Source organism: Clostridium sp. MSTE9, from assembly GCF_000277625.1.
Classification (GTDB): Bacteria; Bacillota; Clostridia; order Oscillospirales; family Acutalibacteraceae; genus Faecalispora; species Faecalispora jeddahensis.
In genome coordinates this window covers 36,738-58,804 of sequence record NZ_AKFU01000008.1, presented here as the reverse complement: position 1 = coordinate 58,804, position 22,067 = coordinate 36,738, and the positions used below count along the sequence as shown (strand labels likewise).

The following is a 22,067-nucleotide window of genomic DNA, read 5'->3' as shown; positions in this document are numbered from 1 at the left end:
TGCTGTGCGCATCCCTTTTTCATTATAATAGATAGCTTAGCAGGCTGTACTGCACGGCCAGCGAAGTGACCGCCAGAATCGCCCAACAGGAGAGGCCGAGTACGATCGGCCGCCAGCCGTGCTTGACCAGATCGACCAGATTGGTGTTCAGGCCGATCGCCGCCATTGCCATGACGATCACAAATTTTCCGAAGGTGGCCAGTGCCTTTCCCATTCCCGCCGGGAGGGGGATAAAGGTGTTGATGATCGCTGCCGCGACAAAGCCCAGAACGAACCACGGGAAAATTTTTGCGAAGCTGTAATTTGCATTGCCCGCACGCGACTGCCGTTTGGCGGTGTAAAAAGCAAGCACTAAAGTGATGGGGATAATCATCAGCGTACGTGTCAGCTTGACAATGACCGCCAGATTGCCCGCTGCGTCGCTGAAGGTGTAGCCCGCCGCCACAACGGAAGAGGTGTCGTTAATGGCAGTACCGGCCCACAGGCCGAAGTGAAAATCCGACATCTGCATGGTGTGTCCCAAAAACGGGAACAGGAACGCCGCAATGACATTGAAAAAGAAGATCGTTGAGATGGAGCGCGCTACGTCTTCATCCTTTGCGCCGATGACGGGGGCCGTTGCCGCGATGGCCGAGCCGCCGCAGATGGCCGTGCCAACGCCGATGAGGATATTCGTATCGCGGTCTACCTTCAGCGCCTTACCGATCAGATACGCTCCCAGAAATGTGGCGGTGAGGGTAAAGGCCATCAGCAGCAGGGTCTGGCTGCCGGCCTTAAAGATCTGGAACAGGTTCATGTCGAAGCCCAGCAGAATAATGGAATACTGCAGCAGCTTTTTCGAGGTGTAGGTGATGCCGCTCTGAAATGCCGCCGGGCGTTTCCAGAATGCCAGCAGCATACCGAACAGGATACCGAGTACCGGGCTGCCGATCACCGGGAATTGTTGGCCCAGAATCCATGCCGGTACGGCGATGATCGCCGCCAGCGAGATTCCGGGCAGTTTTTTAATGACTGAATCCATGGACTACCACTCCTTATGTTATCTGCTGATCAGCAGAAATTCTATCTTTTTCACTTGTTTTCTGGATGCGGAAAAATTTTTCGCTCGCGGAGAAAATCACCTTCTTTTAAAGGTGATAAAGCTTTAGCGGATTTCCCCCGTACGGAAATTTCTGCTGGTGCAGTACACGCTTGCTTGTGCCGAGGCGCGGGTCTTACTTTCTTTGCCTGCTTATTATAACGCCGACCAATCAATAAGTAAAATATGATTATTTTATCTTATCCATTATAGATTGATTATAGTTAGAAATGCGCAGCTCAAATCCCCTGTCTTCTAGAGGTGGGTATATCTGCTGCTTTGAGTTGCAAAGCTCTTGGCTCCGCTCGAAATCTTTGACTTCGTCAGCGGGGCGGATTCTTATCAATAAAAAAGCAGCCCGTTTGGGCTGCTTGAAAAAGCGATTGTGAGGAACGCTGCAAATGATTTATTCGTGAGAAAAACAGCCGGCCTCTGTGATCACGACCGGGACGGCAATATCGTGCGGCTCTGTCGGAATCTGCTCGCAAAGCAGGCGTTCCCGGCAGATCAGAACCGAGCAGAAAGATGCCTGTCCAAGAAAGCGGTCATAATAGCCGCCTCCATAACCCAGACGGTTTCCCTGTCTGTCGCACGAAACGCAGGGGAGGATCGCAAAATCGATTTCTGCTGGGGTGACGAGTGTGCTGTCCGCAGCGGGCTCCAGAATTCCCATCATTCCGCTGTGCAGTTCAGCAAGCGAATGGATTTCCCGCGCTTCCATAATGCCTTTGCCGATGCAGAGCGGAATCGCGACGCGCTTGCCGTCGGAAAACGCCTGCTCGATCAAAATGCTGGTGTTGATTTCGCTGGCAGTACCGACAAAACAAAAAATCGTTTTTGCTTTTTGGTAGCAGGGGTGACTAAGGATATTCTGTACAATCCCTCGATTGGATTCTTTAATATAGTCTGGGGTCAGTGCCGCAATTCTTTGTTTGAGTTCGGCACGCAGTTTCTTTTTTTCTTCCGGAACAGACATAAGGAGCCTCCTTTTCCGTTGTAAGGCGCGCCCCAAAAGCGCCGCTTGCCTTAGCATAGCATGTCTGCGGTTCGATTGCAACCGGCATATCAACAGGGCGCCGGGAAAGCTGCGCAGCCGCAAAATGGTAAAACGATTTTGCTCCCTGTGTTGCCGTGTACCCTTAGGGGTACTGTGTGCCCGCAAGATAGCTGCATCCCGTAAGGTTCATCCATATACAACGAGTATGCGGTTTCCTTTGCCGTATGGCCGTCTTGTCTTGCACAGTTTTTGGCGGCCTGTATCGCTATACAGGAACAGGGCGCGGTACGAAAGCACCGCGCCCTGCCTGGGGGCAAAACTTATTTGAAAAAAGGAGAAGGTTATTTAAACAATGGCACAGACCCGGTAATAGCCGCCATAGCAATAAAGATGACAAAGATACCGATGGCCCATTTCGCGCACTGTTTTTGCCACTCGCCCATGTCCAGTCCGGTCAGGTTCAGCAGCAGGTAAATGAAAGCCACCAGGGGGCTCAAAAGGTGGAATGCCTGGCCCAGCAGAGATGCAGTGCCGAGCTCCAGAGCGGTGTAGCCGTAACGGTAACCAGCCTCTGCGAATACCGGCAGCACGCCATAGTAGAACGCGTCGTTGGACAGGAAGAAGGTACCGGGTGCGGAGATGACCGCCGTTACAAGACCCCACCAGCGGCCCATCTGCTCGGGGATCAGGTAGATCATGCTGGAAGCCAGAGCGTCGGACATGCCGGAGTTGGTGAACAGACCCATGAAGATACCAGCCGCCATAACGAGGATGGATACCTGCAGAGCATCGCCGGCGTTGTCGGAGATACGGGCCTTCTGATCTTTAATGGAACGATAGTTGATGAGGACAGCCAGAGCAGTGCCAACCAGGAAGATAAAGACGGACGGGAAGGTGCCGAGAACCAGCATAACAACCGCGCCGACAGTCAGGATCGCGTTGATCCAGATCAGCTTCGGGCGCTTGAGGGCTTCCTCTTCGGGAGTAGCGGGCTTGGTCAGCGCCTCGATTTCCTCATGGTTCAGGTGCTGAATGCCGACTCTCTTGCGCTCTTTCAGACCCAGATAGTAAGCGACGCCGAGCATGTAAATGATGGCAACACCCATGCCGGGCAGCAGAGCGTTCAGGATGCTCTGTTCAGAAACCTCGCCCAGCACAGAGATCACGCGGGCGGTCGGTCCGCCCCAGGGCAGCAGGTTCATAATCGTGTTCATCAGAACGGTCAGAACGCCGAGGTTCATCATCTTGAGACCCAGCTTCTGGTAAATCGGGATGAACGCGGTGCAGACGATCAAAGTGGTGGTGGTTCCGTCGCCGTTCAGGGAGACCATCGCAGCAACCACTGCGGTGCCGACCAAAACCTTTACCGGGTCGCCGCCGGCCAGACGGATGATGAACTTGGTGACAGGATCAAACAGACCGACGTTCAGCATCACAGAGAAGAACAGAATGGCGAACAGCAGCATGATTGCGGTGGTGGAGGTCGTTTTCAGACCGGCCGCAGTCCAATCGCCGATGATGCGAACCTGATCCCAGATGGTTACATCGGTAACAGGAACTTCTTTGGCCTTTGCCACCAGCTCAGTGTACTGATTTCCCAGTGCACCAAAGAGTGTAAATACGATAGGTACCAGTACCAGAGCGGTAAATGGCTGCATTTTTTTGGAGATGACCAGCGCAAGGAATACAATGATCATAACCCATGCTAAAATAGTTAAAAACATAAGCGATCCTCCTCAAATTAGTTGGGCATGCCCGGCGACAATGGTTCCCGAACGTGCATGCACGCCTGACCGGACTATGTAGGCGGAAGGCTCCCGTTGCCGGGAGACATTCCAAAAAGGAAATAAGCCAGCGTGCTGTGTTACGATTCCGCGTTTCACTGCGTGGATCCGTTCTTCTCCAGCTCCCGTGCGTTTTCCGCCAGCAGCTGAATCAAGCGCTGCTGCAGCATGGGGACCGGATGAAGCCGTCTGCTTGCGCAGATTCTGGCATCCTGATCGCAGATCAGGCATCGTCTGGGCTCATAGCCGAGTTCCACTCTGCTTCGAGTCCGCACAAGCCCATCCTTTTGATCCAGCACATCCGCGTCGAACAATCTGCCCAGTTTTTCTTCCTCAAATAAAATCATGTTACGCTTCACCTCGAAAGAATCCTTCGGGATGACCCAGAAAGCCTCCGGCCCTGTGCGCAGGCTCAGCCGCTTCTGGTAGTTTGGCTGCCAGCTTTGGTTCGACAGGATTTCACGAATCCGGTTTTCTCCGTAATCGAACAAAGCTAAAATTTCCCCGTTGCTTTTGATAGGCCCGGGAATGTTGCACTTCAGAGAGATCACACAGCTTTTCGGGAAGCGCCTGAGCAGCTCCTCAATGAACTGTACCCGCCGCTCGCGGTTCAGAAGAACCTCGTCGAGCTCGGGGGTCTCTCCGTGTGCGAACATTTCTGCCGCGTTCATCTCAGCGCTTAACCTGCCTTACCACATCGATCAGACTGCCGTCGCGGTACTCGATGAGAGCCACGACCTTGTCTCCGTACTCGATGGGGTCGGGTGTGCCGGCCAGCGCATAGGCCTTGTTTTTCAGCTCCTCCATGGTAAAGAGGTTCACTCCGGCGTTTTTCAGGGCCTCCTGCAGGTCTTTTCTGCGGGGGTTCACTGCAATGCCGACTTCCGTAACGACAACGTCGATTCCCTCGCCGGGGGTAATGACGGTGTTGACCTGCTCCACAATGGTCGGGATGCGTCCGCGCAGCAGGGGGCACAGAATCAGGCTCAGCTTTGCGCCGGCCGCTGTGTCGCTGTGTCCGCCGGAGGCACCGCGGATCACACCGTCGGAACCGGTCATGACGTTCACGTTAAAGTCTGTGTCGACCTCCAGTGCCGAGAGCATTACGACATCCAGCTGGTTCACCGCCGCGCCCTTGTTGCCGGGGTTGGCGTAAAAGGAAGCCGAAATCTCGTAGTGGTTCTCATTGCGGGCGATCGAGGCCGCAGCGCCGCGGTCAAAGGTCTGGGTGTCCAGAATCTTCTTGGCCAGGCCCTCTTCGAGCAGTTCCACCATGTTGCTGGTGATGCCACCCAGCAGGTATCCTGCGGTAATGCCGCTCTCACGCATTTTCTCTGCTAAGAAGCGGGTGACCGCCAGGGTGGAGCCGCCGGAACCGGACTGGAAGGAGATGCCGTCTTTAAAGTAAGGAGAGGCGGTGATGACTTTGCAGGCATTTTCCGCGATCAAAAGCTCCTTGGGGTCAGAAGTAAAGCGGGTTGCACCCTTTGCAATCCCGTCGGGATTGCCGATCGCGTCTACCACCACAACATAATCCACCAGAGTCTGGGAGATGCTGATGGGGGTGTTGGGGTAATCGACCAGGTGGTCGGTAATGATTACGACCTTATCTGCATATTCGGCGTCTACCTTGGCGTAGCCCAGGGAACCGCAGGTCGCGTTGCCCTGAGAGCCGTTCGCGTTGCCGTAAGGGTCCGCACTCGAGGCGCCGAGGAAAGCAACGTCGATATGAATCTCGCCGGATTCAATGGCGCGCGCGCGTCCGCCGTGGGAACGGATGACGACCGGCTTTTCCATCAGGCCGTGAGAGATCGCGGAGCCTACCTTGTCGCGCAGGCCGCTGCTGGTGATTTCGGTAATCACGCCGCTTTTGATGTGTTCAATGAGAGGCTCGTGCACATTGGCGATCGAGCTGGCGGCGAGCTTCAGGTTTTTGATGCCCATTTTGGCGATCTCTTCCATAACCATGTTCAAAACATAGTCGCCCTCGCGGAAGTGATGGTGGAACGAAATCGTCATGCCGTCCTTCAGGCCGGATTTCTCGATTGCTTCCCGCAGGGAAGAAACGAGCTTTGTCTCGCCGGGGAGGGTGGGCACCACCTTGCCGGCCGCTCTTCTATATTCATTTTTGCGGGCGTATTGGCCCTCGAACACGCCGTACTGGTCTGCGTATTCCTTCGGGATTTCACGGCCCACTGCATTTTTAACCGTTTCCATTGCTTAACCCTCCTGTCCTTCCGGCCCGGTATAAACGCCGGCGGCTTTGGCCAGCGCGAGCACGCGCTCCGCACGCTCTACAAAGGGCTTATCGATCATCTTGCCGTTCAGGGCGATGACGCCGGAGCCCTTGGCGTTGGCTTCCTCAATTGCGCGGAAGACGTTGAGCGCATTGTCGATTTCCTTCTGGCTCGGGGTGTAAACGGAATTGACCACTGCGATCTGGCGGGGATGAATGACGGATTTTCCGTCAAAGCCGAGCTGACGGACAAACTCGGTTTCCTTTCGCAGGGTTTCCATGTCGTTCACATCGGCAAAGATCGTGTCGAGCGCGGCGATTCCGGCTGCACGGGCGGCGTGGACGATCATGGAGCGGGCGAAAAAGATCTCTTCGCTGTTGCGGTCTGCGTAGCGTTTGGTCTTCATCGCTGTAACATAGTCTTCGGATCCCAGCGCGATGCCGATCAGGCGCTTGCTGGAATGGGCGATCGCAACCGCGTCCAAAACGCCGCGGGGATCCTCAATAGCCGCCATCATCCGGGTGGAGCCGGGTTCACGGCCGCAGGCTTTCTCTGCTTCCAGAATCACTTCCTCGGTGTCCAGGACATCCTGGGCACAGGTCGTTTTCGGCAAACGGATGACGTCGATGCCGGCGCGCACCATTGCGTGCACGTCGTCTATGCCGCCTGCGTCCAGCGAGTTGATGCGGACAACGGTTTCCGTAGAAGAGAAATCAAAGGTTTTTACCGCCTGGAAAACAAGAAAGCGGGAAGTGTCCTTTTCCGCCAGGGAGATCGCGTCTTCCAGATCAAACATAATGGAGTCCGCGCCGTAAATGATCGCGTCCTTCAGCATGCCGGGATTGCTCGCCGGCAAAAACATCATTGTTCTTCTTAAACGTTCCATGAATCGATCGCCTCCCAATCATAGTGCTCGGTAATTCCGCACGACCGATGTACCGCCGCAATGGTGCGGGCGATAATGGTACAGTCCAGCGCGCCCTTATCCACAGCGGTCAGCTTTGCGTTGTCGATCCCCATGTTCGAAAGGGTTTTACAGATCGTTTCGCGAATCTGCCGGCCGTACTGGTGCTCTACGCTGCTGGTCAGGTTGATGTCGATTCCCTCGCCGTCATTCTTGTCGATCATGATCTGAATATCGGAAGATTCCAGCGTACCGGCAATTGCCGGTTTTTGAATTTGATAAAGCGGCATGTGTTTATCCCTCCTGCTGCAATTTCTGAATCAGTGCTTTTCCTTCGGGAGAAATCAGGTAGGCGTAAGTGCTTTCTGGAACAAGCTCTTTCGTTTCTTCTGTTTTTCCCCGTTTGAGAAGATCCCTTACACGGGAAGCGCTGATGACGTTTCCCCCTTGTTCGATGCGGGGGAGGATGACTAAATCAATCGCTCCGTGAAACACCTCTTTCATCGATTCATTATATAGCTGTGTCACCGGAGACAGGGGTTCTTCGCCAACGTACCTGCGGGTAATTCCCGCCGCCGGGGCGATATGATCCCGAAACAGGATCGCATCCAGCGTGGCCTGAACCTTTGCCACCTGAACGTCCTCTTTCAAAAAGTAGGAAGGGAACGTTTTGGCAGAAACCATGTAATCCCCTGTGGGGTGAACACGAACGTTCGGCAGATGCTGAACTCCGCGCCGGACAAGCTCCAGCCGGGTACTGGCCGGGAAAGCGGACAGATCTTCCGACAGAACGAACAGATGCAGCGTTTCGTTTTCTTTGGCGGCTCTTTCCGCCAGATAACGGTGCCCCAGTGTGAACGGGTTTGCGTTCATCACAATTCCGGCCGCCTGGCCGGGGATCCGCTGCCGCTCCAGATCCTTCAGGTACTGCGGGAAGCCGTAAATGGCTTTCTCCATAAATACCAGCTGATCGTCTACGCGGGCCAGCTCCCGAAATCCCAGCTCCTCAAAAGAGCGGGCCGCCTGGGGCTTGGTGTACACGTAGCAGGAGGAGCTGCCGTTTTCCATCACGGTGCTGAGCAGGTGGGAAAGCAGAATGCTGACCGCCTTGCCACCCTGATGTGCGGGGCTGACTGCCACACACTTGATGATGTTCTGATACAGAGAACCGGTTGCGACGAGCTGGTCTTCAAAGAAAAGTCCCGCACAGTATGAGATGGCGGCCTCCGCACGGATGCCGCTGCTTTGCAGCAGATTCTGCCAAAGCTGTTTTTGGCGGGGATCACGGTCGATCCATAAACGCCTGATTTCGTACTCCATCCTATGGCTCCTGTTCTTCAGAACCGAATATCCCCCTGAAAAACGGCAATGTATGGTTTTAGGATATTTTTGCAATACTTTGTCGTAAAAGGAAGAGTTTTTACTCGAATCTGTCAAAATCACTTTTGCGCTTTTTTGCTTTGTCTGTGGACATTATACATTAATTAATCACAGGGTGGGTGTGCTTTTGATGTCCTTGGTGTTTTTTTATTGCTTTTTTTACGTATAAATAAAATTGACAAACAATCGAATATACCCTTATAATGATTATCATTAAAGGACGGTGGTTTTGTGCATGAGTATTTAAGCAGGTTGGTGCAAATCATCAATTTATCGCAGAACAGACCGCTCAACGACATGGTGTATGAGGGCCTGAGAAAAGCAATCATTCAGGGTGTGATTCCGGTCGGCGAAAGACTCAACGAAAAGGTCTTGTCCGACTACATGAACATCAGCCGTACGCCGATCCGAAACGCGATCAAAAAGCTGACGGAGGAAGATTTGGTGGAGTATATCCCCAAATACGGCGTGGTGGTCAAGCGGGTGACGATTGAGGATGCGGAGGAGATTTATCAGATCCGCATCGCGCTCGAAACCATGGCGACCATTGCCGCCATGGAGCGCATGACGCCGGAAAATCACCGCGAAATGCAGGAGCTGCTGCGCAACATGGCAGAGAAGAACGAGGCGGGAGAGGTTCAGCAGGTCATCCGTTATTGTACCGATTTCAACGCGCTGATATACCGTTTTTCCCGCATGCAAAGACTGGAAGCAGTCGTCGGCAAGATGCTGGAATACGTCTCTCGCTTTCGCGACATTTCTCTGTACGACGCTCAAAGGCGGAGTCTTGCCGTGAAAGAACACGGTCTGATTTACCGCGGGATGCAGACAAAGGACGAGGAATTGATCACGCTGATCGTAAAAGAGCACCTGAATCATTCCAAGGAATTTGTGATGCGTGAAATCATCCGTTCACAGGAAAACATGAGGGATGACCTGAAGGATTTGTACCGGAGGATGGAATGACACGGCGAAATCAGAGGCAAACCATGCGGGCGGGCCATGCCCGGCGGGCGGCAGAGCATGCCGCGCGTGAAGCTTACTGCGGCCAAATTTCAAAACTGGCGGTTCGTTCGCTGCTGTATGAGGTGTGCATTGGGCCGAAGCCCGGCCTGGTAGACCGTTTTAACAACGGCGCCCACCGCGATATGAACCTGTTTACCTTTCTGGACAGCGCCTGTGCGCTGTCCAGCTATTTTCGGGAGATTACCGCACAGGCGATGCGCCTTGGCCGGATACCGCCGGAGCGGCTGCTGCCGCACCTGCGCGTGCCGGGTATCGAGGCGGAGCGCGAAATGTTTCGTGCGACCGGGGGGGTAAACACCCACAAGGGAATCGTGTATTCCATGGGGATTTTCTGCGCTGCCTGCGGCCTTTTGTACCGCCAGCCCCGCTGTGTTTCGGTGGAGCGGCTGTTTTCGCTGTGCGCGAAAATTGCCTGCGGCGACCACCCGCCGAAAGAAAAGACGGAAACGAACGGCGAACGCCTGTACCGCCAGTACCGTATTGAGGGTGTGCGCGGAGAGGCGGCCAATGGGTTTCCTGCGGCGCGCGTGCATGGCCTGCCGGCGTTGCGCAAGGCCGGTGCATTGGGCTGGGACATTGACGCCGCCGGAATTTATGCGCTGTTTCATATTATGGCCAATTTGGAGGATACCAACCTGATCAGCCGTTCCGATCTGCAAACACAGCGGCAGGTTCGGGAGCACCTGGCCGCTTTGCTGCAAGCACCCGACCTTTCGCCGGCGATGCTGCTTGCGGAGGCGGCGCGGATGGATCAGGAGTTCATCCGCAAAAATATCAGCCCGGGTGGTGCGGCGGACATGCTCTCCATGACGCTGATGGCCTGGTGGCTGGAGCGGGAATTCCCGGAACGTTTTTGCCCGGCTGCTTCCGGTCAGATGGATGAGAGCAGCGGGGATAAAAAGATTTGTTGATATTTGAAAATAGTTTTTGAGCAGCGATGTACAGAAACCGGACAAATAAAAAGGGCGTCTTTCTTCTGCTCCATTCGGAGCGAAAGAAAGACGCCCTGGCTATGTTTTCCATACTCAGGTAAAAATATTTGCCAGAACGGGAATCAGGCAGATGACCGAAATCAACCGGCAGGAATGCATCAAAACGATCTTCGGGGTATCCAGGCCCAGCTCTTCGGCGATCAAACCCATTTCGGCGATTCCGCCGGGAGTGCAGCAAAACAGCGCGGTGGCTTTGTTCATCCCGGTGAAACGGCTCAGCAGGTATGCCGTGACAAAAGACATGACAAAAACCTCTACGGCCATGATGATCATGGGAATGACCAGCTCACCCAGAGCGGCCCAGGTAGCCCGGCTGATCTGGCTGCCGATGTAGCACCCCGCCAGCACGCGGGACAGAACCTTGACAAAAGACGGGTAAGAGAGCAGATCCGAAGCCACGCTCAAAACGACTGTGGCCAGAATAGCGCCGATGATGGCGCCGGCCGGAACACCCAAAAAGCGCAGCAGCAGCGCGCCGGCTGACGATACGATGAGAGAAACCGCAAATTTTTTCAGCTTCTCCGGCGAAAATTGCCTGGAGGACTCTTCTTCCTTGGGTTCCGCCTCGCTGTCCTCCACAGAGATCGGGGGGGCAGAGGTGCTCAGATACAGCTTTTTGATGATGTTGGGAAAAAACATGACCACAATGACAAACCGGAACAGCTGCAGGAGCATCACCTTGTCGGTGCTGGCACCGAAGTCGACCGCAATCAGTGACAAGTCCGACATTCCGCCCGGCGAGCAGGCAAACAGCGAGGTCATGAAAGAAAGACCGGATATTTTTTGCATCAGCACGGAGAACAGGATCGTGAAGGTGAACATCATGGTCAGAAGAATCAAAATCGGCTTGCCCATCACGCGCAGCGCCTTCACGTCCTCACGCGTAAAACGGCCGCCGATGATCAGGCCCGACAGAATTTGTACGATCACGCGCAGGTTGGGCGGATAATGGGCCGCATGTCCTACCAGAGTGTTCATCAGTGCCACAGCCAGCAGCGCGCCGATCATCGCGCCGGCCGGAATCCCTTTTTTCTTTCCCCAATAGCCGCCCGCACCGCCTACAAGGTGCGTAAGAACCAGATACACGGAAGCATTTCCTCCCCTCAGTCGCGCACAGAGCTGCCGGCAGCGTGACACAGAATGTCCCACAGGCTGCAAATGACGCGTATTGCCGCATTAGTATAGCATAAAACAAATTCACAAATCAACTTTAGATCATTTATCATCTAAGCGGTTATTGTACCACCTGATCGCAATTCCCGTCAACTCTGCCGTTTTGCTTTCATCCTTTCCCGAAAAGAATTCGTTGATTTATGATATATCCGCAGGCAATTCTTCTTAAAGATAAGTGTTATGGAAAAAGCCATGAATCGGCAAATCGATTCATGGCTTTTTATCCATTAACAGAGAGAAATTCAGCTTTCTGGTTACAAATGTCTATGAAAATTTCCTACTTACTTAAAATTAGATGGACGAATCAGTCTCATATTGCAATTTGAGCCACCTTTTCTATTAATGACTTCCCACAATGAACGACCAATTATATCATCAGTATTCTGTGCTATTGTGATTTGATTTAATTCCGTATCGGTATCAGACGGACTGCTTGGTACAGTATATACAATAACGGAGTGGCCATAATTACCTGTGCTACCGACTCTGAATTGCAAAACGTTGCCCGGTTTTATCGCTCTTTGTGGAGAACTTCCCACAAACAACTTTGTATATACCGCACCATTATTTAAACCGGTTGCAGTTGGCCCTGTTGACTTGCTCTTCATTAAATAATCCCATAAATTTGTGACGTTCTCCCATGCAGGGCTACCGCCGCCGGAACCAGCATACCATTCACTTGTCATTTGGTATCTTCTATTCATTCTATCTGCCATCACGCTAAAATCAGTTGCATATCCGCCATAACCGGCCCACAAGCATTGAGAAACAAAATTTGTACAATTATTGCCGTTCACTTTATAAAAGAAACGAGATGCATCCGCATAAACCAAGCGTTCAGCATATCTAGTTGCATCAGAAGCAGTATAAGACGCGGCGGTAAAAGGAACGATAGTCGGAGTATCCAATTCCTCCTCTGATTGCTCAGAAATAAGGTTTTTTACTTGTGCCGCAAAAGCTTCTGTGTTACTGATATAGTCTTCTTTGACTTTTTCCAAAGCATTTTCTTTTTTCTGTTCGGAGTTTCGAGCACTGGAACTACGATTGACTTCCCTCATGTAATCTTGATGAAAACCCTTGAAATCATCAGAATCCGTTTCAATCGAATCAATTTTTAGAACATTGTTTTCCATTATTAAAGAAAAACGATATGGAACTTGTACGATATAAGAATAATCTTCTGAAAGTGTATATTTGTACTTCAAGGTCATATTTAAGGACGTTTGAACCTTACTGTCGTTGATTGTTATGTCTGTGAAATCTAACGTGACAGTGCTATCTTCATACCAGTTTTCTGCTAAATCAACAGATTTATTTTCCCATTCGTGGAAAGCCAAAAATAGATTTGTGCTCTCATTTGGGTTAATATTGCCGTTTGCGAACTCTAAAAGTTTTCCATCTTCTGTTTCAGAGAAGTCCAAGTAATAGGCATCGAAATAATTTTGCAAAATCGTTTTTACTTGCTCTTCATTGATTTTTACTGCTTTTCCATTCTCATTTTGAGAAATAACCCCTGCTGGCAAGGTTACGGCTTCGGCAGCGTTAACAATGATCATCGAGCAAGAAACGACCATTGCTAACATAATACAAAGCATTCTGTTAATTCGTTTGTTCAATTATAACAGCTCCTTTCCATATTTTGGCACTTTTATTATAGTCAATAATCATAAATATATCAACAAATTTTACAAAATTGTAAATTATCTTTTGTCTATTGATAATAAGAATGTGATTTATTATAATGGTTAATATCAAATAATGAGAGGCAGGAGTGAAATATGAAAAAGATAATGACGCTGCTTTTGACAGCTTGCTGCTTACTGGCAATAGTAGCTTGCACAACGCAGGACACCGAAACTTCCGCACCAGAGGAATCTACTGCCACCAGTTCAAACACGGATATTTCTATTCCTGAAGAGAGCAGTACACCGCATAAATTTAACATAGGCAATGATGAGCAAGGAATAGAAAAGGCCAAAGAGGTTGCCGATGATTACTATAAAAATGTAATCGACGCTAAAAAAATGGGCTGGGAGAATAGAAAGTATACTTATGACCCTGTTTACGGATCAGAATTTGAGAGCATTTGGCTTGAAATGATAGGCACAAAATCGACCTCTTATCCTGATTGGACGTTTTACGCTCTTGATGTAGAATTAGATAATAATCAACGGCATATGATTGTAATCGGAAAGTCTCCCGAAAACAAGTGGGAAGTAGTTAATTTCGGTAATTGAGATAAACAAAAGAAAACAGGCTGTATGCTCCCGTAGTGGAAGCATACAGCCTGTTTTTTAGTGTCAACAGCCCGTTTAACGGGCTGCGTGCCGTTCCTTATGAACTGATCAAAATAAATTGCAAAACTTTTTTTGGTTCATTAAAAGAATTTGAATAGACGGATTTTGGCGTTTTGGAAACATAAAACTTTTAAAAAACCGATTCGCAACATGGGAAGCGACGATAAATGGCCTGATTTTGAGTGGGAGTAGACGAAAAATCGACGCAATTGTGATACTTTTATTTGCGGCACACAATATTTTTCTTTATAATAGAGAGTGCCAAAAGGCAATTTTTGAATCTATTAAGACTGCGCGTTTACCAAAGAAAGCTGCGCGGCAACGAGAGGGGCATTTTTCTTGAAAAACTGGATGGAACAAATCAGGTCCTCCGCACATGAGATGAAGCAGGTATCGACCATTTCTGTTGCCGGTCTGTTGGTGGCAATCAGTGTGGTTCTGGCGTTCTTTAAGCTTGCGATTACAGAAACCCTTCAAATCAGCTTTGCGTTTTTGCCGATTGCCGGCGGCGGTATGCTGTTCGGGCCGGTAGTGGGCGGAATCATCGGGGCTGTCAGCGATGTGGCGGGTTTTGTGATGCGCCCGACAGGGCCGTTTTTCCCCGGCTTTACCATCAGCGCAATGGTAACCGGCGCGCTGTTCGGGCAATTGCTGTATAGAAAGCCGATCACCGCTAAACGCGTTCTGACCGCCTGCATTCTGAATACCGTGCTGGTGAACTGGGTGCTCAATACATTGTGGCTGTCTCTGATGTATGGCAATGGATTTATCATACTGCTGGGCGCACGCATCATTAAAAATCTGATTATGCTGCCGATCGATACGGCGCTTTTGTTCTCGCTGCTCAAGCTGTTTGAACGTTTTCGGTTTATCAATAAGGCAAAAGGGAACGGCAGTTTTTGAATATTCTTCTCTTCGGCAAACAGGTTCCTCACGCGATGTATGAATGAAAATTTTTGAATTCTTTTGTAGTCATTCCGTACAAATCCATTATTTTTCAAAAAAATGGATTGACAAATTGTGCAGGATTCATTTATACTGATTGCAGAAATCAGCAATTGCTTTTGCGGGATTTTCTGCAGGAACCGCCGATGATTTGCCGGGAGCCTTTTTTCAAAAGATACTGGCAGATAAAAAGCCGTTTTCTGAAAACAATACACGATTTTTATTTATTGGGGCCGGACGTCCTCCGGTTCTATCAGTAAAAGGAATCCGTTGTCTTGCATTTTTTGATGCAATACAGTGGGTTCCTTTTTGTGTTTTTATCAGGGGGCCCGCGGGGTATTGTTTCTAGAAGCGAATGAATTGCCTGACAGGCAATCCTGCATAAAGCAATCTGGCTGTAAAGGTTGAATCCAGCGTACGGCGGGGGGTGACAACACAGAGAAAAACGCAGTTTCAAAGATCAGAAAGGGTGCGGCAGCTCCGCCGCAGTCTTTCGGCAGGGGTACGAGCCGCATGCCGTGAAAACAATGGTTGAAATTGATCTGAGGAGGTTATTTTATGGAACTTGGAAGCTGGTCACTGATCCACTCCCCTTCGCTGCTGGCATTAATTCCGCTGGCAGTTTACATCGTCATGGTGTTCCGGGGAAAGGACAATACGTCCGGCATTATCGTAGGTATCGCGATTGGCGCACTGATGATGGGTCAGGATCTGAAAATGCTTGCTTCCGCTTTTGCGGCGAGCCTGGGCTCCAGTACGGCGCTGATCGGTGTTATCATTATGACGGGCGCAGGCCTTGGCGTTCTGATGACAGAGGCGAGAGTGACACATACGCTGGTTTACTGGATCGTAAAGCGGATCGGAGTCAATACACAGACAAAAGCAAAAGTCACCCTGGTGATCTGTTCCATCTTGGTCTGCGGTCTGCTCGGAACCCTTGGCGGCGGAAATGCGGTCATCGCGCCGATTTTGATTCCGCTGATGGCGACCCTGGGCGTTACGCCCACTGTGGTGGCGGCGCTGTTTAAGGTATCGGGAGAAGTCGGCCTGATGGTCGGGCCGCTGACCGGTGTTACGCTGATCACCATGGAGGTCACGGGGCTTTCTTACGGCCAGCTGATGATAGGCGCTGTGATTCCTTTTGCAATATTCTGGCTGGGCGGCATGTGGTTCGCGGTAAAGCGTACCCAGCGCCGTACCGAGGGCAAGGAATTCTATCGGCTGGACGATATGCAGAACATAAATGAAATTGTCATCACCCCCAGAGAGCGCACCACCACTATTGTATTTTTGCTTTCCTTCCTCCTGCTGATTGCCTATGGAATCATGACCAAGCAGGGCACCAGCTACGCGCTGATCGTTATGATTATCCTGTCGGCGGTGGTTGGCATTGTAGGCAGAATGGATATTGACCACGTGGTCGAATCGATGTCAAAAGGAATTGCGTCGCAGGCGAAAATGTTTGTCGTGTTCGTCACCATCGACGTGCTGCTGAATCTGGTCACCTTGGGCGGCGGCTTTGACGCGATTTCGAATCTGCTGGGCGGCGCGGCCGGCTCCAGCCCCACGGCTGTTATGCTGATCGCCTCTGTGGTAGGCGGCTTCGGAATCGAAGCGGCGGCTGTTGCGGAAATCAAGATCATTGCGGAGATGTTCGGTGCGGCGGCTGCTTCCAGCGGATTGCCCATGACCATGTTTGCCATTGCGATTTTGTCCGCGACACGCCTGACGGGCGGCATTTATCCTACCAGCAATATGATGGGACAGCTGGGGATCGCCCAAAGCGAAAACACCCGTGAAATGCTGGAGGCGAACTGGATCTCCAGCGGTGCGGCCATTGTATTCGTGGTCATCTGGGCTTTGATCGGGCCAATGATTCTGACCTGACCATGCCATTGGTGATGAAAAAGTAGAATCCAAAGGTGTTTCTGCAGCCCGCTGCTGCGCAAAGCAGCAATGTTCTCTTGACGCTGCGGGCATTTTTGGAATAACATAACAACGGTTTTATTTTTCAGTAAGGCAGCAAACCTGCATTGCGGTAAAAAGTGGGATCCCGTTGAAACGCTTGGCCAAAGAGGTCCTTCGGCCAAAATGAAAAAGCAAGGGGCTTACAGAGTTCATTTTGTCCTTGAAAGGCGGTTGCTGAACAGACCGCTTTTCACGAATGACCACGTCCGCAGACATGCCAAAAAATCGCTGAAAATAGAACCAGAACCATAAGAAAGGGGTTTCAGGGTATGGATTATCCCGAAAACACAGTGTATCTGGTGGGCCACGCGAAGGTAGCCAGCGACAATCCGATCAGCATTTCTTACGGAATTTTTTTCCTGCCTTTTGTGGTGGATCTGCATACTCATCAAATTGTTGATGTATCTTGTAATGCGATCCTCGATATCAGCAGGGATTTTGTACGAAGCCTGCTGGTGGGGTGCGACCTTCTGGATGGGTTGGATGATGCCATCCATCGGGTGAGAAGCCGGTATTTTGGTTCCTCGCAAAAGGCTCTGGTGGCAGCTCTGCGCGACGCAAACGGAAGATTGCGTGATATTTTGTCTGCCCAGCAGTAAGTTGAGGCAGAACTTAAAATGGGAGGCATTGCTGTTATGAAAATTGGAACCGTGAAAGAAATCAAGAACAATGAGTTTCGTGTGGGGCTTACTCCGGACCATGTGAAAGCGTATCACAGCGCGGGGCATTCGGTCTATGTGGAAAAGGACGCCGGAATCGGCTCCGGCTTTTCCAACGAGGAGTACTGTTCCGCGGGAGCCATTGTACTTGACACCGCAAAAGAGGTATGGGATACCGTTGACATGATGGTCAAGGTCAAAGAGCCTCTGGAGGCGGAGTACCAGTGTTTTCACAAGGATCTGGTTTTGTATACGTACCTGCATCTGGCGGCGGACCGCCCCCTGACGGACGCGCTGCTGAGCGCCGGAGTAAAAGGTGTGGCTTATGAAACCCTGATTGAGCGGGACGGCAGTATTCCGCTGCTGGCGCCCATGAGTCAGATCGCGGGCCGCCTGAGCGTTCAGGAGGGAGCAAAGTATCTGGAAAAACCCATGGGAGGGTCCGGTATGCTGCTTTCCGGTGTGCCCGGTACGCCTAAGGCGAAGGTGGTGATCCTCGGCGCGGGCACGGTTGGCGCCAATGCCTGTAAAATTGCTGTGGGCATGGGAGCCGACGTGACGATCACAGACATTAGCCTGCCGCGCCTGGCATACCTGGACGATATTTTCGGCGCGCGCATTCAAACCATTTACAGCACCGATTCCGCCGTGGAAAAAGAGCTGGCTCAAGCCGATTTGGTAATCGGCTCGGTGTTGATCCCCGGAAAGAAAGCGCCGAAGATCGTCAAGCGCTCCTATCTGAAAAACATGCGCCCCGGCAGCGTCATCGTTGACGTGGCGGTGGATCAGGGCGGCTGCTGTGAAACAACCCATGTGACTTACCATGACGACCCGGTGTACACGGTGGACGGCGTAGTACATTACTGTGTGGGCAATATGCCCGGCGCGGTGCCCAGAACCTCTACCATCGCCCTGACCAACGCGACGCTTCGCTATGGCCTGCAGATCGCGGAAAATGGGCTGGAAGAAGCCTGCCGCATAAATCCGGTGCTGTATTCCGCAGTCAATACCTATAACGGAAAGTGCACCTGTTTTAATGTAGCCGATGGTTTCGGAATCGAGTCCTGTTCCGCAGACCAATTGTTTTAAATAGTTTTCACACTCGTACCGATCAGACCAGACGATGACATGGAAGAAAGGGGATCCCGGTATCATGAAAAAGTTATATGCCTTTGCAATGAGCGTTCTAATGGCCTGTACCGTTGTTTCATATCCAGATACTGTTTTTGCAGCTTCCCCCAGCGATGCGTCTCTGAAATATTCTCAGGTTCCCGTTGCGGAACATGTGACCCCCGAAATGCTTCAGGCTCAGTATTGGGTAGGCCGCATCCAGAATGCCAACGCGGTCATCCTGTCTCAGGATCAGATTCAGTCGTTTAACATCGCCACGCGTGAAACACTTGGTTCAGGTGTCATGTATGATCTGAGCAGTTATGGCGACACGATTGCTGGTTCTGAGCTGAAAAATCTGATTGAGTCACAGGCGTCCGTTCCCTCCGGGGGATGGTATGTCGACGGAAAAATGCTGGAGGCCGCTTACTGGCAGGGCCTGCAGAGCCAGCTCAACCTGGGGAACATCGGCAGTGAAAACCCGGTTCGCTTTGGAGTGACGGTACACCGCACCAGCGTCCGCAGCTTCCCGACAAAGGATGTTGTGACGGACGAAGCGACCGATCTGGCCTATGACATTCTGCAGGAGACGGCGCTGCTGTGCAACGAGCCGGTTGTGGTTCTGCATGAATCCGCCAACGGGTTATGGTACTATGCCGTGTCGGGCTACTACCGGGGTTGGGTTCCGGCTGCGGACATCGCGCTGTTCCAAAACAAAACCCAGTGGGAGCAGGCGCGCGTCCACAGAGATTTTCTGGTAGTGACCGGCAGCCGGGTTCGCCTGGAGCAGACCCCGTATTCCGACGCGCTGTCGGAGCTGGAGCTTTCCATGGGAACAGTGATGGATCTTATAAAGAAGGAGCAAATCCCCTCGACCGTGTTTGAGAGAGTGCCCATGAACAATTACGTGTTAAAGCTTCCCACGCGGCAGGCCGACGGCATGGTGAAATATGAATATGCGCTGCTGCCGATGAACCGGGATGTCAGCGTGGGGTACCTTCCCTACACCAGAGCGAATGTTGTTACGCAGAGCTTTAAGATGCTTGGCGATACCTACGGCTGGGGCGGAATGCTCAATGCAAGAGACTGCTCTTCTCTCACCTATGAGGTATACAAATGCTTTGGATTCCAGCTGCCCAGAAATTCTGGGGATCAGGGGAACATTCCGTGCCTGACATACGATTTTACCGGCAAAACAACTGCTCAGCGCAAACAGATTCTGGATCAGCTGAAGCCCGGTTCGATTCTGAATCAGCCCGGACATATCACGCTTTACTTAGGAAAGGTGGACGGTCGTTACTATGTGATCAACTCTACGGGTGGGTTTGCGCCGGAAGGGACCGGTGCAACCTCTACCGCCAGAATCCGCAGTGTTGTCATCAACGATTTGACAGTCCGCCGTGCCAACGGCGTTTCTTGGCTGGATTCTTTGCAGAAAGCGAAGGAGATCGGAACGCCGGCGTAGTACCTGAGGCAGATTGCTCTGCATGCTGCCGGGCCGTCCGTTTTGGATACTGCGGTAAATGAAAAGGAGACTCCCTGCCCTTGCTATGATTTTGCTGCGGGGGCAGGGGAGTCTACCGGAAAGAAGGGGAAATATGCCTATTATTGATCTGCACTGCGATACCATCTCTGTTCTCCTGGAGAGCGGTGAGCCGCTGCGTTCCAGCGATCGGAACGTCAGTATTGAAAAAATGCGCTCGTCGGATGTGTTCTGCCAGTTTTTCGCGATGTTTATCCGTCTGACGGATTTTAAAAGCGTCGACGCCGCGTATGAATACCTGAAGAAAATGCAGAGCCATTACCTGCGCGAGATGGAGCAAAATCGCGAGTACATTCGTCCGGTGCTGTGCGCCTCGGACCTGCATCAAAACCGGGAGGAAAAGAAGCTTTCCGGAATTCTTACCGTAGAGGAGGGCGGCGTGATCGGCGACTCTCCGGAGCGCCTAGAAGAGCTGCACGATATGGGCGTGCGGCTGATCACCCTCACATGGAACTACGAGAACTCGCTGGGCTACCCGAATTCGGATGACCCCGCCGTGATGGGTGCGGGCCTGAAACCGCTGGGCAAACAGATTGTGGAGCGTATGAACGAGCTGCACATGCTCGTAGATGTTTCTCACCTGTCCGACGGCGGCTTCTGGGATGTAATGAAGTTAACACGCGGGCCGTTTGTGGCGTCTCATTCCAATGCAAGAACGGTGCGCGATTTTCGCCGGAATCTGACGGACGAGATGCTGCGCGCGCTTGCGGATCGGGGCGGTGTGACCGGCATCAACTTTTACCATAAGTTTTTGGGTGAGGACGGACAGGGCAGCATCGCCGATATGGTCCGCCATATAGAGCACATCCGCAAGGTAGCGGGAATTGATGTGATCGCGCTGGGAAGCGACTTCGACGGCTTCTCCGGCCCCTGTGAGGTTCGTGACTGCACGCAGTTTTACAAGCTGACGGATGCGCTGACTGCCGCTGGCTTTACCGATGAGGAAATTGAAAAAATCTGCTGGAAGAACGCTCTGCGCGTGATCGACAGTGTGTTGTAATAAGCGAAGTTTTGGGTACCTTGTAATTGGAACATGATAATATGGGGCGGAAGGCAACTCTTTATAGCAGAGTTTAGTTCTGTGCTTACCGTGATGGACCACACCGGTTAAATTGAAAAACAGAAAAGGGCCGCTGAAAATGAAAATTTTCAGCGGCCCTTTTTTTTCAGGTCAATATGATTGGATCGGCTGGTGTACCTGTGCCGCGCGCAGACGCCTCTGCTACAGGATGGACAGTACTCGCCTGAGCACCTGCTGATAAGATTCGTCAAGATGCTCGCTCATCAGCTGTACTGCCTTCTGCCGGTCATTTTTTAAAATCGCATCGATCATATCGGTATGCTCCTGATGGCGCGGCCTGTATTTTCGATTCTGCTCGAGCATGTACATCCGAACCAGAGTCAAATAATCCAGGCTGCTGGCCAGCGATTTCACCGCATACTGATTATTCAGGCTTGCGATCAATACCATGTGAAATTCGTTGTCAAGCTCGACAAGCTCCCTGCTTTCCTGAACAGGAGAGGTACAGATCGTTACGAATTTTTTACGTGTTTCCAGCAGCCAGCTGCGGTCAATATTCTGCATGCCCTTTTCCAGCGCGTAAGGTTCAAGGATTTGGCGGATTTCGTAAACGTCTTGCAGGCGTCTGGGGGAAATATGGGCGATTCGGTATCCCTTGCGAAATTGCCGCAGAATGAGGCTTTCGTTTTCCAGCAGAAGAAAAGCGTCGCGGATGGCTTTTTGACTGAAAGCGGGGTATTTCATCTGTATTTTTGCTTCACTGATCGCCTCCCCGGGAGTACAGTTTTCATAAATGATGAATTTCTTGACGATGGTGTACGCTGAGTCATTTCGGTTTTCCAATTGCATGTTTGCCCTCACTTACCTTACAGTAATAAATTAAGGGGCAGGGGAATTCGAGCCTATGTGTATTATCATTTTAATTGTTTTTCGACAAAAAGTCAATTTTATTA

The 22,067-nt window shown here is 51.5% G+C and carries 20 protein-coding genes; 9 read left to right on the top strand and 11 right to left on the bottom strand.

Annotation, left to right across the window (positions count from 1 at the left end; translation table 11 throughout):
* Positions 1-22: 22 nt before the first annotated feature.
* From HMPREF1141_RS01730 to citC, 8 genes are all read right to left on the bottom strand, one after another.
* Positions 23-1,021 (bottom strand): YeiH family protein, encoded by a 999-nt coding sequence (locus tag HMPREF1141_RS01730; RefSeq protein WP_009060344.1) that lies wholly within the window; start codon positions 1,019-1,021, stop codon positions 23-25.
* A gap of 463 nt (positions 1,022-1,484) precedes the next feature.
* Complete coding sequence (locus tag HMPREF1141_RS01725) at positions 1,485-2,054, bottom strand: 5-formyltetrahydrofolate cyclo-ligase (RefSeq protein WP_009060338.1); 570 nt, start codon at positions 2,052-2,054, stop codon at positions 1,485-1,487.
* A gap of 362 nt (positions 2,055-2,416) precedes the next feature.
* Positions 2,417-3,799, bottom strand: a complete 1,383-nt coding sequence (locus HMPREF1141_RS01720) for a citrate:proton symporter (protein ID WP_009060303.1) — start codon at positions 3,797-3,799, stop codon at positions 2,417-2,419.
* A 155-nt stretch (positions 3,800-3,954) separates the two neighbouring features.
* Positions 3,955-4,530, bottom strand: a complete 576-nt coding sequence (gene citX, locus HMPREF1141_RS01715) for a citrate lyase holo-[acyl-carrier protein] synthase (RefSeq protein WP_009060350.1) — start codon at positions 4,528-4,530, stop codon at positions 3,955-3,957.
* 1 nt (position 4,531) lies between these two features.
* A complete protein-coding gene (gene citF / locus HMPREF1141_RS01710) occupies positions 4,532-6,076 on the bottom strand; it encodes a citrate lyase subunit alpha (RefSeq protein WP_009060342.1) in 1,545 nt (514 codons plus the stop codon).
* 3 nt (positions 6,077-6,079) lie between these two features.
* The gene (locus tag HMPREF1141_RS01705; RefSeq protein WP_009060270.1) at positions 6,080-6,982 is read right to left on the bottom strand and encodes an aldolase/citrate lyase family protein; all 903 of its coding nucleotides are present in this window, start codon (positions 6,980-6,982) and stop codon (positions 6,080-6,082) included.
* The gene (gene citD, locus HMPREF1141_RS01700; RefSeq protein WP_009060331.1) at positions 6,970-7,290 is read right to left on the bottom strand and encodes a citrate lyase acyl carrier protein; all 321 of its coding nucleotides are present in this window, start codon (positions 7,288-7,290) and stop codon (positions 6,970-6,972) included. The genes HMPREF1141_RS01705 and citD overlap by 13 nt, the downstream gene beginning before the upstream one ends.
* Positions 7,291-7,294: 4 nt before the next feature.
* Entirely contained in the window at positions 7,295-8,320 is a 1,026-nt protein-coding gene (citC, locus tag HMPREF1141_RS01695; protein WP_009060332.1) for a [citrate (pro-3S)-lyase] ligase, read from the bottom strand.
* A gap of 291 nt (positions 8,321-8,611) precedes the next feature.
* Between citC and HMPREF1141_RS01690 the strand changes: the two genes are divergently transcribed.
* Both HMPREF1141_RS01690 and HMPREF1141_RS01685 read left to right on the top strand, forming a co-directional pair.
* Positions 8,612-9,346 carry a GntR family transcriptional regulator gene (locus HMPREF1141_RS01690; protein ID WP_035316389.1) on the top strand — a complete coding sequence of 245 codons (735 nt, stop codon included), beginning with the start codon at positions 8,612-8,614 and terminating at the stop codon, positions 9,344-9,346.
* Positions 9,343-10,317 (top strand): triphosphoribosyl-dephospho-CoA synthase, encoded by a 975-nt coding sequence (locus HMPREF1141_RS01685; RefSeq protein WP_242824542.1) that lies wholly within the window; start codon positions 9,343-9,345, stop codon positions 10,315-10,317. The genes HMPREF1141_RS01690 and HMPREF1141_RS01685 overlap by 4 nt, the downstream gene beginning before the upstream one ends.
* A gap of 114 nt (positions 10,318-10,431) precedes the next feature.
* Here the strand turns inward: HMPREF1141_RS01685 and HMPREF1141_RS01680 are convergent, their stop codons facing one another.
* Entirely contained in the window at positions 10,432-11,484 is a 1,053-nt protein-coding gene (locus HMPREF1141_RS01680; RefSeq protein ID WP_009060253.1) for an AbrB family transcriptional regulator, read from the bottom strand.
* A gap of 368 nt (positions 11,485-11,852) precedes the next feature.
* Positions 11,853-13,187, bottom strand: a complete 1,335-nt coding sequence (locus HMPREF1141_RS01675) for an amidase domain-containing protein (RefSeq protein ID WP_009060294.1) — start codon at positions 13,185-13,187, stop codon at positions 11,853-11,855.
* Positions 13,188-13,349: 162 nt separating this feature from the next.
* Between HMPREF1141_RS01675 and HMPREF1141_RS01670 the strand changes: the two genes are divergently transcribed.
* The 7 genes from HMPREF1141_RS01670 (at position 13,350) to HMPREF1141_RS01635 (ending at position 21,093) form a co-directional block, all read left to right on the top strand.
* Positions 13,350-13,808 (top strand): hypothetical protein, encoded by a 459-nt coding sequence (locus HMPREF1141_RS01670; RefSeq protein WP_035316387.1) that lies wholly within the window; start codon positions 13,350-13,352, stop codon positions 13,806-13,808.
* Positions 13,809-14,207: 399 nt separating this feature from the next.
* The gene (locus tag HMPREF1141_RS01665) at positions 14,208-14,771 is read left to right on the top strand and encodes a folate family ECF transporter S component (protein WP_035316385.1); all 564 of its coding nucleotides are present in this window, start codon (positions 14,208-14,210) and stop codon (positions 14,769-14,771) included.
* Between the two features lie 600 nt (positions 14,772-15,371).
* Entirely contained in the window at positions 15,372-16,700 is a 1,329-nt protein-coding gene (locus HMPREF1141_RS01655) for a TRAP transporter large permease subunit (protein WP_009060246.1), read from the top strand.
* A 350-nt stretch (positions 16,701-17,050) separates the two neighbouring features.
* Entirely contained in the window at positions 17,051-17,380 is a 330-nt protein-coding gene (locus tag HMPREF1141_RS01650) for a DUF3870 domain-containing protein (protein ID WP_009060259.1), read from the top strand.
* 36 nt (positions 17,381-17,416) lie between these two features.
* On the top strand, positions 17,417-18,529 hold the full coding sequence (gene ald, locus HMPREF1141_RS01645) for an alanine dehydrogenase (protein WP_009060267.1): 1,113 nt from the start codon (positions 17,417-17,419) through the stop codon (positions 18,527-18,529).
* A 64-nt stretch (positions 18,530-18,593) separates the two neighbouring features.
* On the top strand, positions 18,594-20,015 hold the full coding sequence (locus HMPREF1141_RS01640; protein ID WP_035316383.1) for an SH3 domain-containing protein: 1,422 nt from the start codon (positions 18,594-18,596) through the stop codon (positions 20,013-20,015).
* A 133-nt stretch (positions 20,016-20,148) separates the two neighbouring features.
* Positions 20,149-21,093 (top strand): dipeptidase, encoded by a 945-nt coding sequence (locus HMPREF1141_RS01635; protein ID WP_009060347.1) that lies wholly within the window; start codon positions 20,149-20,151, stop codon positions 21,091-21,093.
* Between the two features lie 222 nt (positions 21,094-21,315).
* Here HMPREF1141_RS01635 and HMPREF1141_RS01630 read toward each other — a convergent pair whose 3' ends face one another.
* Positions 21,316-21,963, bottom strand: a complete 648-nt coding sequence (locus tag HMPREF1141_RS01630) for a GntR family transcriptional regulator (protein ID WP_009060262.1) — start codon at positions 21,961-21,963, stop codon at positions 21,316-21,318.
* Between the last annotated feature and the right edge of the window lie 104 nt (positions 21,964-22,067).